Below are 14,420 nucleotides of genomic sequence, written 5' to 3' on the forward strand. Positions count from 1 at the left end.
CAGGTCGGTTCGCCACTGGAGCTGTATCACCAGCCGGCCAACCTGTTTGTCGCCGGGTTCCTCGGCACGCCGAAAATGGGCTTTCTCAAAGGCAAGGTCAGCCGCATCGAGGCTCAGGGCTGCGAAGTCGAACTGGACGCCGGCACCCGCATCCGCCTGCCCCTCAGTGGCGCGAGCTTGAGCGTCGGCAGCCCGATCACCCTGGGCATTCGTCCAGAGCACCTGAACCTGGCGCAAGCCGGCGACTGCACCTTGCAGGTCACCGCCGACGTCAGCGAACGCCTGGGCAGCGACACCTTCTGCCACGTCCTGACCGCCTCCGGCGAAGCCCTGACCATGCGCATCCGCGGCGACCTGGCCAGCCGTTATGGCGAGAAATTGAGCCTGCACCTGGACCCTGAACACTGCCATTTATTCGATGCCGACGGTGTAGCCGTTACCCGACCACTGCGCGCCGCCGCCTGAACCTTGCGCGCCACTCCAACGCACCTGGCCACACAGGCCACCAGGGTGCTACCCGATATTTTAAGACAATGGATGAACGATCAAATGAAACGACTAGAAGGTAAAAGCGCGCTCGTCACCGGATCGGCCCGAGGCATCGGACGTTCTTTCGCTCAGGCCTATATCAATGAAGGGGCAAGGGTGGCCATCGCGGACATCGATCTTGAGCGTGCTCAGGCCACGGCTGCCGAGTTAGGGCCTGACGCTTACGCTGTCGAGATGGACGTGACCAACCAGGCGTCTATCGATGCTGCCATTGCGGCCGTCATAGCGCAGACAGGCAAGTTGGATATCTTGATCAACAACGCCGCATTGTTCGATCTCGCACCCATTGTCGGCATCACCCGTGAGAGTTACGAGCGCCTGTTTTCCATCAACGTCGCCGGAACGCTTTTCACCCTGCAGGCAGCGGCCCGACAAATGATCAGGCAGGGGCATGGCGGCAAGATCATCAACATGGCAAGCCAGGCGGGGCGCAGAGGGGAGGCGCTGGTTGGCATTTATTGCGCAACCAAAGCGGCCGTTATCAGCCTGACGCAATCAGCCGGTCTCGATCTGATCAAGCATGGGATCAATGTGAATGCCATCGCGCCTGGCGTCGTCGATGGCGAGCACTGGGATGGCGTCGATGCCATGTTCGCCAAGTATGAGAACAGGCCGCTGGGCGAAAAGAAAAAGCTCGTTGGTCAGGAGGTGCCTTTTGGGCGAATGGCTACAGCTGAGGATCTCACGGGAATGGCCATTTTCCTCGCATCATCCGAGAGCGAGTATGTGGTGGCTCAGACTTACAACGTCGACGGTGGTAACTGGATGAGCTGAGGACCATCCGTCCTTGGCGATGCACGCACCCATGGGTTTACAGTGCCCGGTTCTCGGATTCGGTTGTTTTGTGAGGGGAGCAAATAGCAAGGTGCGCCCGTTCTGGCGCACCCTGCCTTTTGGACGCTATCAGGCGATAGCGTTCCAGGGACGGTCGCCAGACTCGTCCTTGATGCGGGTCGGCAGGCCCATCACATCCAGCGCCTTGAGGAACGGCTCAGCCGGCAGCTCCTCGACGTTGACCATGCGCTGTACGTCCCACTCGCCACGGGCTACCAGCAGGGCTGCGGCCACGGGCGGCACGCCAGCGGTATAGGAAATGCCCTGGCTGTCGGTTTCTGCGTAGGCTTGCTCGTGGTCGGCCACGTTGTAGATGAACACTTCGCGCGGCTGACCATCCTTGGTGCCCTTGACCAGATCGCCGATGCAGGTCTTGCCGGTGTAGCCGGGCGCCAGCGAGCTCGGATCAGGCAGCACGGCCTTGACCAGTTTCAGCGGCACGACTTCCAGGCCTTCGGCGGTCTTGACCGGTTGCTCGGAGAGCAGGCCGAGGTTCTTGAGTACGGTGAACACATTGATGTAGTGCTCGCCGAAGCTCATCCAGAAACGCACATTGGGCACGCCGAGGTTCTTCGACAGGGAATGCACTTCATCATGGCCGGTCAGGTACAGGTTCTGCGCCCCTACGACCGGCAGGTCGTCGGTGCGTTTGACTTCGAACATCGTGTTGCTGGTCCACTGGCTGTTCTGCCAGCTCCAGACCTGTCCGGTGAATTCGCGGAAGTTGATTTCCGGGTCGAAATTGGTGGCGAAATACTTGCCATGGGAACCGGCATTGACGTCGAGAATATCGATCGAATCAATGCGGTCAAAATACTGTTGCTGCGCCAGCGCCGCATAGGCGTTGACCACACCCGGGTCGAAGCCCACGCCGAGAATGGCGGTGATGTTCTTCTCTTTGCATTCCTCGAGGTGGTTCCACTCGTAGTTGCCATACCAGGGCGGCGTCTCGCAGATTTTGCCCGGTTCTTCGTGAATGGCGGTGTCCAGGTAGGCCGCGCCGGTATCGATGCAGGCACGCAGCACCGACATGTTGAGGAAGGCGGAACCGACGTTGATGACGATCTGCGATTCGGTTTCGCGGATCAGCGCCTTGGTCGCTTCGATATCCAGAGCGTCCAGCGAGAAAGCTTTGATATCGGCGGGCTGCTTGAGGCTGCCCTTGGCCTTGACGCTTTCGATGATGGCCTGGCATTTGGAGATGCTGCGCGACGCGATAGCTATACGACCGAGTTCATCGTTGTGCTGCGCGCACTTGTGGGCCACCACCTTGGCGACACCTCCTGCACCAATGATAAGTACATTCTTCTTCAATTTATCTTTCTCTCCTTCTCTGCCAGCTTACGAGAGGCTGGACATGTAGTCGTTGTAACCAAACTCACGAACCACCTCGACACTGCCGTCGAGTTGTTTCACCACGATGGACGGCATTTTCAGGCCGTTGAACCAGTTCTTCTTGACCATGGTGTAACCCGCTGCGTCGATGAACGACAGCCGATCGCCGATGGCCAGCGGACGATCAAATTGATACTCACCGAAAATATCTCCGGCCAGGCAGGATTTGCCGCACACCATGTAGGTGTGCTCGCCCTCGCTGGGCGCCAGCTTGGCATTCAGGCGATAGATCAGCAGATCGAGCATGTGGGCTTCGATGGAACTGTCCACGACCGCCAGGTGCTTGCCGTTGTAGAGGGTGTCGAGCACGCTGACTTCCAGCGACGCGCTCTGAGTGATGGCGGCTTCGCCCGGTTCCAGGTAGATCTGCACGCCGTATTTTTGCGAGAAAGCCTTGAGGCGCGCGCAAAATTCATCCAGCGCATAGCCTTCACCGGTGAAGTGAATGCCGCCGCCGAGGCTGACCCACTCGACCTTGTGCAGCAGATGACCGAATCGCTCTTCGATGGTGCACAGCATCTGGTCGAACAGGCCGAAGTCGTCGTTCTCGCAGTTGTTGTGGAACATGAAGCCGGATATCTGCTCGATGACCTGCTCGATCATCAAAGGGTCCCACTCGCCCAGGCGGCTGAACGGTCGCGCCGGGTCGGCCAGCAGGTAATCCGAGCTGCTCACCTGCGGATTGACCCGCAGACCGCGCACCTTGCCTGCTGAAGCCTCGGTGTAGCGCTGCAGCTGGCTGATGGAGTTGAAGATGATCTTGTCGCAGTTGGCGAGCATCTCCTCGATCTCGTCATCGGCCCAGGCCACGCTGTAGGCGTGGGTCTCGCCAGCGAACTTCTGTCGACCGAGCTTGAGCTCGTAGAGCGACGAAGACGTGGTGCCGTCCATGTATTGCTGCATCAGATCGAACACCGACCAGGTGGCGAAGCACTTGAGTGCCAGCAGGGCCTTGGCCCCGGACTGTTCGCGCACGTAGGCGATCTTCTGCATATTGACCAGCAGTTTCTGTTTGTCGATGAGGTAGTACGGCGTCTTGATCATTCGAGGCCTCCGGCAAGGCCAGCCAAAAAGGGCGTGCATTGTGCCCTCACTTGATACATATCGGAAGGCAGGAAACGCATTTTCGCCCAGTCAGTGCCTGACATTGCTTCCCAGTCAAGCCTGTAGCCTACTCTGGACAATCGCCCGGTACGGAGCTTTTTCTACTCCTGATAACGAGTTTTGAATCGTGATATAGGCTGCTGCGCGGCCAGTGGGTGAACCACTTCGCCAAACCGCCCTCCGCGAAGTTCTCACCACAACTTCCACGTGTAATCGACATTCACCCGCAGTTCATTGTCATCCCGATGGCTGGCCCGGGCGCTGAAGTCGTTGCGGTACCAGGCGTTGCGCGCCCGCAGGGCCAGGCCTTTGAGGGTGCCGCCCTGCAGTACGTAGGACAGCTCGATAGCCTTTTCGCTCTCTGTCAGGTTGGAACCTCCGAGCTTGGCCAACTCGATATTGCTACCACTGACGTAGCGCAGCATGCCATTGAGTCCCGGCACGCCCAGGCCTGCAAAGTTGTAGTCATAGCGCACCTGCCAACTGCGCTCCCTGGGGTTGAGAAACTCGGAGCTCATTGTGCCTTCGGTGATCACCAGCGGCTCGGTGCCGAACAGGTATGGCATGCCTGTCTTGCCGCTCAGTTGCATGTAGCCGGCACCGAATTTGTGCGGCCCCAGGGCATACGTCAGCATCAATGCCGCGTTGCGGTTGTCCACCGGACCGGCCTTGGCCGCGCCGTCCTCGCCGGTGATAAACAGGCGGAAATCGCTTTTCAGGCTGCCGGGGCCCAGGGGGCGATTGTCGACGAAGCCGTAGTAGTCCTTGCGGTACAGGTCGGCGAGTTCTGCGTGGTAGTACTTGAGGGTCAATTGTGGAGACCAGGCGTAGTCGCCGCCGACGAAGAGGAAGCGGTCTGACTCGGCTGCGCCATTGAAGCGCCCGTTGGGCGAGCCCACCGACATTTTCTGGTAGTCGGTGGAGTCGCGCAGGTTGATGCGATCCAGCCAGCCGACGTGCAGGGTCAGGCGCTCGAGTTCCTGGGACTTGAGGTACGCGCCGCGGAAGGTCTGTGGCAGCAGGCGGGTAGGGCTGGCGAAGGCGATTGGCAGGAGGGTACTGATGGTGCCCAGTTGCAGCTCGCTTTTCGACGCTCGGACTTTGGCCGTCAGGCCCAGCTCCGAATACTCATCGGCGGGCTCCCGGGTGGTGGGGTTGTACGGCAACAGGCCGGTACCGGTGTGAGCGCGGGAGGAGTCCAGACGCACACCCAGCAGGCCTTGGGCGTCCAGGCCGAACCCCACCGGCCCTTCGGTATAGCCTGAGCGCAGGTTGAGGATAAAACCCTGGGCCCACTCGCGGGCAGCGGCCTGGGGCGTTGCGTTCACATAATTGCGATCGAAGTAATAGTTGCGCATCGTCAGATCGGCGTGGCTGTCATCGACAAAACCGCTGGCCCAAACCTGGCCCAGGGAGAAAACGCAGGTGCAGGCGCTGAGCGCCCGAAGAGAAATCTTGAGCATGCCAGTGTTCACTTTTATTGTTATTGGGGTGAACCCGCACCGTTCCGGCGCGGGGTATTACGGGTGGGTCTCAGTCAGACTGGGAGCCGTTGCGCCGCACCGACAGGTAAAACATCGCCACCGCGGCGATGACGATCCCCGGCGCCGAAACCAGCATCACTCCTGCGGTGCCGGTGCCCAGGGCGAGCATCTTGCCGGCCACCAGGGGACCGCTCATTGCACCCAGTCTGCCAATGGCCACCGCGCTGCCTACACCGGTGGCGCGCACAGACGGACGATAGAAATGCGGCGCCAGGGCGTACAGCACGCACTGCCCACCAGTGGCGAAAAAGCCCGCGATAAAGCCGGCCACCAGCATGCTCTCCAGATGGCTGGCCAGCCCCAGAGCGGTCAACGAGGCGAGGATGCCCAGATAGATCAGTGCCGACAGTGCCCACGCGGGCAGGCGGTCCATCACCCAGCCCAGCAGCAAGGTACCGACCGCTGCGCCAATCTGCAGGGCGAGCATTACCCAGCTGGCCTGGCGGCCACTGAAACCCTGGCCGATCAGCAAGCTGGGCAACCAGTTGATCAGGATGTAGACCACCATGAGGGTAAAGAAGTAGCTGACCCAGATCAGTGCGGTCGGCAGGGCCGCGCCCTCGCGGAACAGGCCCCGGACCACGCCGATGGGTGCCACGTCCCGGGCGCTGCGAAACTGCAGCGACTCCGGCAGGTAGAACCCCAGCAAAGGCACGATCAACAGCGGCACCACGCCGCCGACGTAGAACACCACCTGCCAGCCGCCGGCCAACTCGGCGATGCCAATGCTGGCCGCGACTGCAGCACCCAGCGGCACACCGCAATACATCAGGCTCACGGCCATGCCACGCAGACGCGGACCCGCCACTTCACTGGTCAGCGCGATCAGGTTGGGCAAGGCGGCGCCCAAACCCACGCCCGTGAGGCAACGGGCAACCAGCAAGCTGTTGAAGTCCCAGGCCATGGCCGTGACCAGCGAGAACAGCCCGAACAGGGCCACTGACGCCATCAATACACGTTTGCGGCCGATGCGGTCAGCCAGCAGGCCACCCAGGAAAGCACCGGGCAGCAGGCCGAAAATCCCGGCGCTGAACACCCAGCTCATGTGCAATTTATCCAGCTCGAAAGCCGCCGCCATGCCTTGGGCAGCGATCCCGGAGGCCTGCAGGTCAAGGCCTTCCATCAGGGCTACGAGGAAACACAGACCGATGGTCCGCGTCAGGTGCAGGGGTGTTGTCAGGGTGAGCGAAGTCATGGGTAGTACCCGTTTTATTGTTTTAATGGGCAAAACAGGGCCGACTGACCGCTGCTTGGGCGGTCAGCCGGTGTGGTGCACGGTGTCAGGTTTTACGACTGCTTCGCAGCCGAACGGGACGATGCGGCGTTCCGACAAGCCCCCTCGCCACAGAGATCCAGCGCGACGTCGACGATCATGTCTTCCTGGCCGCCGACCATCCGCCGTTTGCCCAGTTCGACGAGGATGTCCAGGGTCTTCAGACCGTACTTGGCGGCCGCGATTTCGGCATGGCGCAGGAAGCTCGAATAGACTCCGGCGTAACCCAGGGCGAGGGTTTCGCGGTCGACCCGAACCGGACGATCCTGCAGCGGACGGACGATGTCGTCGGCGGCGTCCATCAGGGTGTAAAGGTCAGTCCCGTGGTTCCAGCCCAGGCGCTCGGCGGCCGCGATGAACACTTCCAGCGGTGCGTTGCCGGCCCCGGCGCCCATGCCCGCGAGGCTGGCGTCGATGCGGTCGCAACCTTCCTCGACGGCGGTGATGGAGTTGGCCACCCCCAGGCTCAGGTTGTGGTGGGCGTGCATGCCGGTTTCGGTTTCCGGCTTGAGCACGGCCTTGAACGCACGGAAGCGCTCGCGCACATCCTGCATGTTCATCGCCCCGCCAGAGTCCGCCATGTACACGCAGGTGGCGCCGTAGCTTTCCATCAGCTTGGCCTGAGCGGCCAGCTGCTCGGCCGGAATCATATGGCTCATCATCAGGAAACCGACGGTGTCCATGCCCAGCTCGCGGGCGTACTCGATGTGCTGTTTCGACACGTCCGCCTCGGTGCAATGGGTGGCGATGCGCACCACCCGGGCACCGGCGTTGTAGGCCGCTTTCAGGTCATGCACCGTGCCGATGCCGGGCAATAGCAAGGTGGTGATCTTGGCGTGGCTGATGACATCGGCCGCAGCTTCGATCCACTCCAGATCAGTGTGCGCGGCGAAGCCATAGTTGAAGCTCGAGCCTTGCAGGCCATCGCCATGGGCGACTTCGATCGAGTCGACCTTGGCCTTGTCCAGGGCGCGGGCAATGTCTTGCACGTTCTGCAGCGAATACTGATGGCGCACGGCATGGCTGCCGTCGCGCAGGGTCACGTCGGAGATGTAGAGTTTTTTGCCGGGATTAAAAGTCATGTCGGTCTCCTCAGGCGTTCAGCATCGACTGCGCCATGCGCTCGGCGGTAGCCAAGGCCGCGGAGGTCATGATGTCGAGGTTGCCGGCGTAGGCTGGCAGGTAATGGGCGGCGCCTTCGACTTCGAGGAACACCGAAGTCTTGAGCCCTGAGAATGTGCCCAGGCCCGGGATGTGCAGCGGGGCGTCTGCAGGGATGACGTCGAACTGGACTTTTTGCTTCAGGCGATAGCCCGGTACATAGGCCTGTACGGCGGCAGCCATCTCGACGATAGAGGCTTCGACCAGCGCCTGATCGGCGGCTTCGGACAGCACAAACACCGTGTCGCGCATCATCAATGGCGGCTCGGCCGGGTTCATCACGATGATCGCCTTGCCCTTGGCCGCGCCGCCGATCACTTCGATGGCCTTGGAGGTGGTCTCGGTGAATTCGTCGATGTTGGCGCGGGTGCCGGGACCGGCGGACTTGCTGGCGATCGAGGCGACGATTTCGGCGTAGTGCACCTTAGCCACGCGCGATACTGCCGCGACCATCGGGATGGTCGCCTGGCCACCGCAGGTGACCATATTGACGTTGAGCTGGTCGAGATTCTGCTCCAGATTGACCACCGGCACGCAGTACGGGCCGATGGCCGCGGGGGTCAGGTCGATCAGGCGGATGCCGGGTTTGATCGAGCGCAGGAACGCGTCGTTCTGCACGTGGGCGCCGGCCGAGGTGGCATCGAAGACGAAATCGATGCCCTTGAACACGTCCATGCGGGTCAGGCCTTCAACCCCTTCATGGGTGGTGGCCACCCCCATGCGCTGGGCACGCGCCAGGCCGTCGGAGGCCGGGTCGATGCCGACCATGACCGCCATTTCCAGGTGTCTGGAGTTACGCAGGATCTTGATCATCAGGTCGGTGCCGATGTTCCCGGAACCGACGATGGCGACTTTGAGTTTGTTCATTGTTATTGCCTCATTTGCACGCAAGTCGCCGATCACTCGGCGCTACTTTCAGCCGTGAAGTTCACAGCGACACGACCGATACCGTCGATCTCGGCCTCGAAACGATCACCGGCGGCTACCGGCACCATCGGCCCGAGGGCCCCGGTGAGAATGATGTCGCCCGCCCGTAGCGGATCGCCCAGGCGAGCCATGGTGCAGGCCAGCCAGACGGCCGCATTGAGTGGATGACCGAGGCATTCGGCGCCACTGCCGCTGGAGACCTCTTCGCCATTGCGGGTCATGCGCATGCTGGCCTGGCGCAGGTCGAGCCCATCGATACGGCGAGCCGGGCCACCCAATACAAAGCAGCCACTGGAGGCGTTGTCCGCCACGGTATCGACGAAGCGGATGTTCCAGTTCTGCACCCGACTGCCGACGATTTCCAGGGCCGGGACCACCCAGCCGGTGGCCGCCATGACGTCGGCAAACGTGCTGTCGGCGCTGGGCAGATCGCGGTCGAGGATCAAGGCAATTTCGGCCTCGATCTTCGGTTGCAGCACGCGAGTTACGGGCACACTTGCGTTGTCGCCGTAGCACATGTCGGCGAACAGCGTGCCGAAGTCCGGCTGGTCGACGCCCAGCTGGGCCTGGACCTTGGTGTGGGTCAGGCCGATCTTGCGCCCGACTACGCGGCGCCCGTTGGCCACGCCGTGGGCGACGTTGAGCCGCTGGATGGTGTAAGCGGCCTCGGCGTTGTCTGCGCCGATCTGCTCGCGCAGTGGCGCGATGGCCTCGCTGTGGGCTTCGGCATGGCGCAGGTCAGCGGCTAGCTGTTCCAGGGTGTGTTGAGAAAGGGTCATGTCGGCCTCTGTGATCAGTGGGTCAGGAAGTCCAGGACCATGCGGTTGAACTTGTCGGCGTGCTCCCACTGGGCCCAGTGGCCGCAGCGATTGAACACATGCAGTTGTGCATGGGGCAGGCCGGCCAGCAGGCGCAGGCCGGTGTCCATGGGCACGAAGCGGTCTTCGCGGCCCCAGACGAGCAGGGTCTGGGCGGTGATTTCGTGCAGGCGGTGGCTGAAATCCGGGAATTGCTTGGGATTGAGGGCACTGCTCTTGACGAAGTTTTCCAGGTGATCGCGGCGCGCCAGGATGTTGTCCAGGCGGGTCTGGAACAGTTCGTCGGTCATGCTGCTGGCGTCGAAGACGAAGACATTCATCATCTTCTTCAGGTTTTCAATGCTCGGTTCGCGGTACAGCGCGCCGATCAGCTTGATGCCTTCGGTGGGTTGCGGCACGAAGGCGCTTGGGCCGCCGGTGCCGCCGCCCATCAGCACCAGCTTGCCGACGCGCCCAGGGTTTTCCAGGGCGAAAGCTACGGTGCTGTGGGCGCCCATGGAGTTGCCGAGGATGTGTACCCGGTCCAGATCCAGGACATCGAGCAGCCCCTTGAGCGCTCGTGCGTTGAGGTCCGAACGCGAGCCGTCGCAAACGATCGGGTCGCTTTTACTCCAGCCTGGGCAATCCATCAAAATCACCCGGTAACCGGCGGCCACCAAGGGTTCGATGTTGCGGTTGAAGTTGGCCCAGCCGCTGGCGCCAGGGCCGGAGCCGTGCAACATGACCACGGTTTCGGCGGCCTGGTGTTCAGGGCTTGGGCCGACGTCGTTGTAATGCAGTTGCAGGCTCAGGTCGCCTTCATTGATGTGGGCAAAGCGGCTAGTGGAGGCTTCGGTGAATGTGGGTTCAGTGGCAGTCATGGCAGTATTCCTTGGATTCAGTGGTTGTTGTTCAGCGGCTGGGCGCCAAGGGCGGCAAAGCCTGCGATCCATTCGGGAATCGGGCGGTAGTAGCGGCCTTCGGTCTGATAAGGGCCAAAGGCGGACAGCGCGGCAAAGGCTGCAACCCAGGTTTTCACCTCGTGGGTTGACTTGCCGGCCAGTGCCGACAGCTCGTCATTGCCCAGGGCATCGAGGTCGCTCAGGCGGCTCTGTTCGAGGGTGTCGAGAAACTGCTGATCCCAAGCAGGGTTGAGCGGATGCAGGCAGTGTTGATCCTTGACGAAGTCCCGGGCGGCCTGGATCACGCGTTCCTGGCGCGCCTGGCGTTCATCGGTCGGCAGCTGGCGGCCGCTGCCCATCAGGCGATCGGCCATGCGCGCATCGACCTTGGCCAGTTCCGGCACCGGTGGCTGGTGGGACAGACCACCGGAAGCCAGGAACAGCACACGCTTGTTCAGCGACTGCGCCCATTGGCCAATCGCTTCACCGAGCAGGCGGGCACGCTTGAAGCCAGGCAGGGGAACCGCCACCGAGTTGATGAAGACCGGAATCACCGGGCAGCCTTGCAAGCCGCCCAGCAACAGTTCCAGCGGTTGGGCAAAGGCGTGGTCGACCTGCATGCGATAGGACACGGCGGCGTCGACACCGGCATCCAGGACCGCCTGGGCGCAGGATTCGGCCAGCGCTTTGGGCACGTCCAGGGGGCCGGCGGCGGTGTCGAAATCGCCGATGGCCTGGGCGGCCATGCCGATGCAGAAGGCCGGCATCACGTCATAGAAAAAGCCGTTGTAGTGGTCGGGGCCGAACAGCACGATCAGCTCCGGGTCGAAGCGGGCGATGCGCTCCCGTGCATCAGCGATCATGCCGTCGACCTCGGCCAGCACCTCGGGGGTCGGATCGACGTAGCCCACCAGTGGCGTGTGAGACAAGCAATGCAGATAGGCGCTCATGTCAGGCCACCTTGCAGGCGCGGATCGCCACTTCAGGTTGCGGCAGTGCCTTGAGCGCCAGGGCCAATTCATCACAGGCCTGGCCGACGGTTTGCGGAATGGCCAGGCCGGCGAGGAAGCGGTCTGGACGCACCAGGGCGATAGATGCCGAGCCGCGAGCGAACCATTCCTTGAGGCGGCCGGTGCTGTCACCGATGCGGATCACATCGTGGCTGACCTCACTGGCGGCTTTGAGCTGGACGTCCGGCAGTACCTGGATAAAGCGCGTGCCCAGTGCTTGCCATTGTTCGATCTGTGCGGCCGTCAGGCCCCAGGTCGGGTCGCAGCCCCAGGCGATGATCGCGAAGTTTTCGCCGATTACCTCATCCAGCAATACGGTAGCGCCGGCTTCGGTCAGTACCCGTGGCTGAATGAACATCTTGCCCACCGGTGAGTGCTTTTCGCTCGGCACGATCAAGGCGCCCTGGGCGTATTGCGGCATCGGCTTGAAGCGCATTTCCACGAAGTAGCGTTTGACGGGCGGCAGGTAGTTGAGCAGCCACGACACGCCATCACGCAAGGTGCCGTGCCAGCGCTTGGGCGGTGCCAACACGTGGCCGGCCAGCACGGAAAGATCGATCATTGCCTTGGCGTGGTCACGGCGTTCCAGTTCATAAGTGTCGAGCAAACTGTCGGCGGCCAGGCCTTTGATCACCAGCGACAGTTTCCAGGCCAGGTTGGAGGCGTCGCGCATGCCGCTGTTGTAACCCTGGCCCTGCCAGACCGGCATGATGTGCGCGGCATCGCCAGCCAGCAGCACCCGGCCCTCACGGAACCGACCGGCCAGGCGGGCGTTGTGGGTATAGACGCGGCTGCGGATCAATTCGATGTGGTCCGGGTTCGGCAGCACCTTGGCCAGCAGTTTGCGCATGTTCTCGGGCTTGCTCAGCTCGGCTTCGGTCTCGCCGGGCATGACCATGAATTCGAAGCGGCGCACGCTGTGGGGCAGGGCGGCGGAAACGTAAGGGCGCACCGGGTCGCAGCACAGGTAAACATGGGGCGTGCTCAGCGGGTCGTTGGCGATGTCAACGACGATCCACTGATCAGGCGCGGTCTTGCCTTCGAAACTGATGTTCAGGCTGCGCCGCACCAGGCTGTTGCCACCGTCGCAACCGATCAGGTAACGGGCCTGCAGGCGTTCGCTGCGACCGTTCTGATCCTTGAGGTTGAGCATTACACCGCTGGCGCTTTGCTCGAAGCCTTCGAGCTCACGGCCGAACAGCACCTTGACGTTGTCGAAGCGCTGCAAGCCCTCGAACAGTACGCGGTCGGCCAAGGGCTGGATGAAGGCGTTGCGTCGCGACCAGCCGAACTCGTCGGTCCTGGGCTGTATATCGGCAAAGCAGCGACCCTTGGAGGTCAGGAAACGCATGGCGTGCCAGGGTGTGGTGTGCGGCAGCACGTTGTCGGCCAGGCCGACGGCCTGGAAAGTACGCAGGCTTTCGTCGTCCAGGCCGATGGCGCGGGGGTAGTCGATCAGGCTGTCGAGCTTTTCCACCAAGGTGACGTTCACACCACATTGGCCCAGGTAATTGGCGATCATCAAGCCGACAGGGCCGGCACCAACGATGGCGACGTCGGTGGTCAGGTCCAATGTGGAAGGAGTGGGTGCAGAACTCATGGTCATCTCCGTACAGCGCTTTTGGATTTCTTGTTGGGCGCAGTATGGAAATCACAGGGCTGGTCGACAACGACAACCCTTGTTAGTGTGCACTGAGTGCACATGATTGATTTACAACAATAAAAGGCCTATCTATGAGCGAGACCGAATACAAAGCCGTGCGCGGTCTGATGCGGGGTCTGGCACTGATCAATGGCTTGAACCGCTTCGATGGCGGCGCCAGCACTGCGCAACTGGCTGAGCAGAGCGGGCTGCACCGCACCACCGTGCGCAGGCTGTTGGAGACCTTGCAGGCCGAAGGTTATGTCCGGCGTAGCGAGTCGGATGACAGCTATCGACTGACGTTGAAAGTACGCGAACTCAGTGAAGGGTTTCGCGATGAACAATGGATCTCCTCAATCGCCGCGCCCTTGCTCGGCGAGTTGCTGCAGGAAGTCGTTTGGCCGACCGACCTGTGCACGCTGGATGGCGATGCCATGGTTATTCGGGAGACCACCCATCGTTTCAGCCGGCTGTCGTTTCACCGCTCCATGGTCGGTCGGCGCCTGCCCTTGCTAATGACCGCGACCGGGCGCGCGTACTTTGCGTTCTGCCCACCCGCCGAGCGAGAAGAGCTGATTGAGTTGATTATCAGCCGGGAAGACGAACAATCGGTGCTGGCCGCGGATCGCCGATTTGTCGACCGGCTGGTGGAGCACACGCTCCGCAAGGGGTATGGCGAAAATAATGCCCATTGGGGTCAAGAACGTAAAATTGCCGCCATTGCGATTCCGGTTACCCACGAAGAGCGGGTGATGGGCTGCCTGAATCTGGTCTACATCGCCAAGGCGATGTCCGTTGAGGAAGCAGCTCGCCGTTATCTGCCGGCGATGCGGGGCGTGGTGGAAAAGATCCAGGCTCAATTGGGGTAGATTGACTGCGGCTAGTGCCCTGTGGGAGCCGTCGGGGGGTCTGTGGGGGCGAGCCTGCTCGCGATGGCGGCCTGGCAGCCGGACTATCTCTCGCGGATGTACACAGATCAAATTTTGGAGCTTGCCCCAATGCCGGCGGCATTTTTACGAGGAGCGCTTCCGATTGTTGCCAGGCTCAGGAACCACCCCTCACCCCAGCCCTCTCCCCAGGGGGCATAGGTATCTACACATCTCGCTGGCCGAACACCCTACCTGTGGCGAGGGGGCTTGTCGGAACGCCGCACCGCCCCGCTCGGCTGCGCAGCAGTCGTAAAACCAGCGGATGCGTTCTACCTGGAAAACTGCGATTGCCGGTTTTAGGGCCGCTTCGCGACCCAGCGGGGGCAAGCCCCCTCGCCACAGTATTCGGCAGC

Annotated in this window: 13 protein-coding genes; 3 read left to right on the plus strand and 10 right to left on the minus strand. The window is 61.9% G+C overall.

Annotation, left to right across the window (positions count from 1 at the left end):
* The coding region (locus tag F8N21_RS28525) for a TOBE domain-containing protein (protein ID WP_150645312.1) at window positions 1-465 on the plus strand (465 nt) is incomplete at its 5' end.
* Between the two features lie 84 nt (window positions 466-549).
* Window positions 550-1,323, plus strand: a complete 774-nt coding sequence (locus tag F8N21_RS28530; protein ID WP_150645313.1) for an L-iditol 2-dehydrogenase — start codon at window positions 550-552, stop codon at window positions 1,321-1,323.
* Between the two features lie 129 nt (window positions 1,324-1,452).
* On the opposite strand, the gene F8N21_RS28535 is transcribed toward F8N21_RS28530, so the two are convergent.
* The 10 genes from F8N21_RS28535 to F8N21_RS28580 all read right to left on the minus strand — a co-directional run bounded on the left by F8N21_RS28535 (window position 1,453) and on the right by F8N21_RS28580 (window position 13,096).
* On the minus strand, window positions 1,453-2,697 hold the full coding sequence (locus F8N21_RS28535; protein WP_150645314.1) for a saccharopine dehydrogenase family protein: 1,245 nt from the start codon (window positions 2,695-2,697) through the stop codon (window positions 1,453-1,455).
* A 27-nt stretch (window positions 2,698-2,724) separates the two neighbouring features.
* Complete coding sequence (gene nspC / locus F8N21_RS28540; RefSeq protein ID WP_150645315.1) at window positions 2,725-3,822, minus strand: carboxynorspermidine decarboxylase; 1,098 nt, start codon at window positions 3,820-3,822, stop codon at window positions 2,725-2,727.
* Between the two features lie 251 nt (window positions 3,823-4,073).
* Window positions 4,074-5,345 carry an OprD family porin gene (locus F8N21_RS28545; RefSeq protein WP_150645316.1) on the minus strand — a complete coding sequence of 424 codons (1,272 nt, stop codon included), beginning with the start codon at window positions 5,343-5,345 and terminating at the stop codon, window positions 4,074-4,076.
* 70 nt (window positions 5,346-5,415) lie between these two features.
* On the minus strand, window positions 5,416-6,621 hold the full coding sequence (mhpT, locus tag F8N21_RS28550) for a 3-(3-hydroxy-phenyl)propionate transporter MhpT (RefSeq protein WP_150645317.1): 1,206 nt from the start codon (window positions 6,619-6,621) through the stop codon (window positions 5,416-5,418).
* 92 nt (window positions 6,622-6,713) lie between these two features.
* Window positions 6,714-7,781: a 4-hydroxy-2-oxovalerate aldolase gene (gene dmpG, locus F8N21_RS28555; RefSeq protein WP_150645318.1), complete on the minus strand. Its 1,068-nt coding sequence runs from the start codon at window positions 7,779-7,781 to the stop codon at window positions 6,714-6,716.
* A 10-nt stretch (window positions 7,782-7,791) separates the two neighbouring features.
* A complete protein-coding gene (locus tag F8N21_RS28560) occupies window positions 7,792-8,727 on the minus strand; it encodes an acetaldehyde dehydrogenase (acetylating) (protein WP_150645319.1) in 936 nt (311 codons plus the stop codon).
* Between the two features lie 32 nt (window positions 8,728-8,759).
* Window positions 8,760-9,566, minus strand: a complete 807-nt coding sequence (mhpD, locus tag F8N21_RS28565) for a 2-keto-4-pentenoate hydratase (RefSeq protein ID WP_150645320.1) — start codon at window positions 9,564-9,566, stop codon at window positions 8,760-8,762.
* Between the two features lie 14 nt (window positions 9,567-9,580).
* Window positions 9,581-10,465, minus strand: a complete 885-nt coding sequence (locus F8N21_RS28570) for an alpha/beta fold hydrolase (protein WP_150645321.1) — start codon at window positions 10,463-10,465, stop codon at window positions 9,581-9,583.
* A gap of 17 nt (window positions 10,466-10,482) precedes the next feature.
* A complete protein-coding gene (gene mhpB / locus F8N21_RS28575) occupies window positions 10,483-11,436 on the minus strand; it encodes a 3-carboxyethylcatechol 2,3-dioxygenase (RefSeq protein ID WP_150645322.1) in 954 nt (317 codons plus the stop codon).
* Between the two features lies 1 nt (window position 11,437).
* Window positions 11,438-13,096 (minus strand): bifunctional 3-(3-hydroxy-phenyl)propionate/3-hydroxycinnamic acid hydroxylase, encoded by a 1,659-nt coding sequence (locus F8N21_RS28580; protein ID WP_150645323.1) that lies wholly within the window; start codon window positions 13,094-13,096, stop codon window positions 11,438-11,440.
* A gap of 134 nt (window positions 13,097-13,230) precedes the next feature.
* Between F8N21_RS28580 and F8N21_RS28585 the strand changes: the two genes are divergently transcribed.
* Window positions 13,231-14,007 (plus strand): DNA-binding transcriptional regulator, encoded by a 777-nt coding sequence (locus tag F8N21_RS28585; protein WP_150645324.1) that lies wholly within the window; start codon window positions 13,231-13,233, stop codon window positions 14,005-14,007.
* The last annotated feature ends 413 nt before the right edge of the window (window positions 14,008-14,420 follow it).

Origin of the sequence: Pseudomonas fluorescens (genome assembly GCF_902497895.1) — a bacterium.
In the GTDB taxonomy this organism is placed as follows: domain Bacteria; phylum Pseudomonadota; class Gammaproteobacteria; order Pseudomonadales; family Pseudomonadaceae; genus Aquipseudomonas; species Aquipseudomonas fluorescens_BP.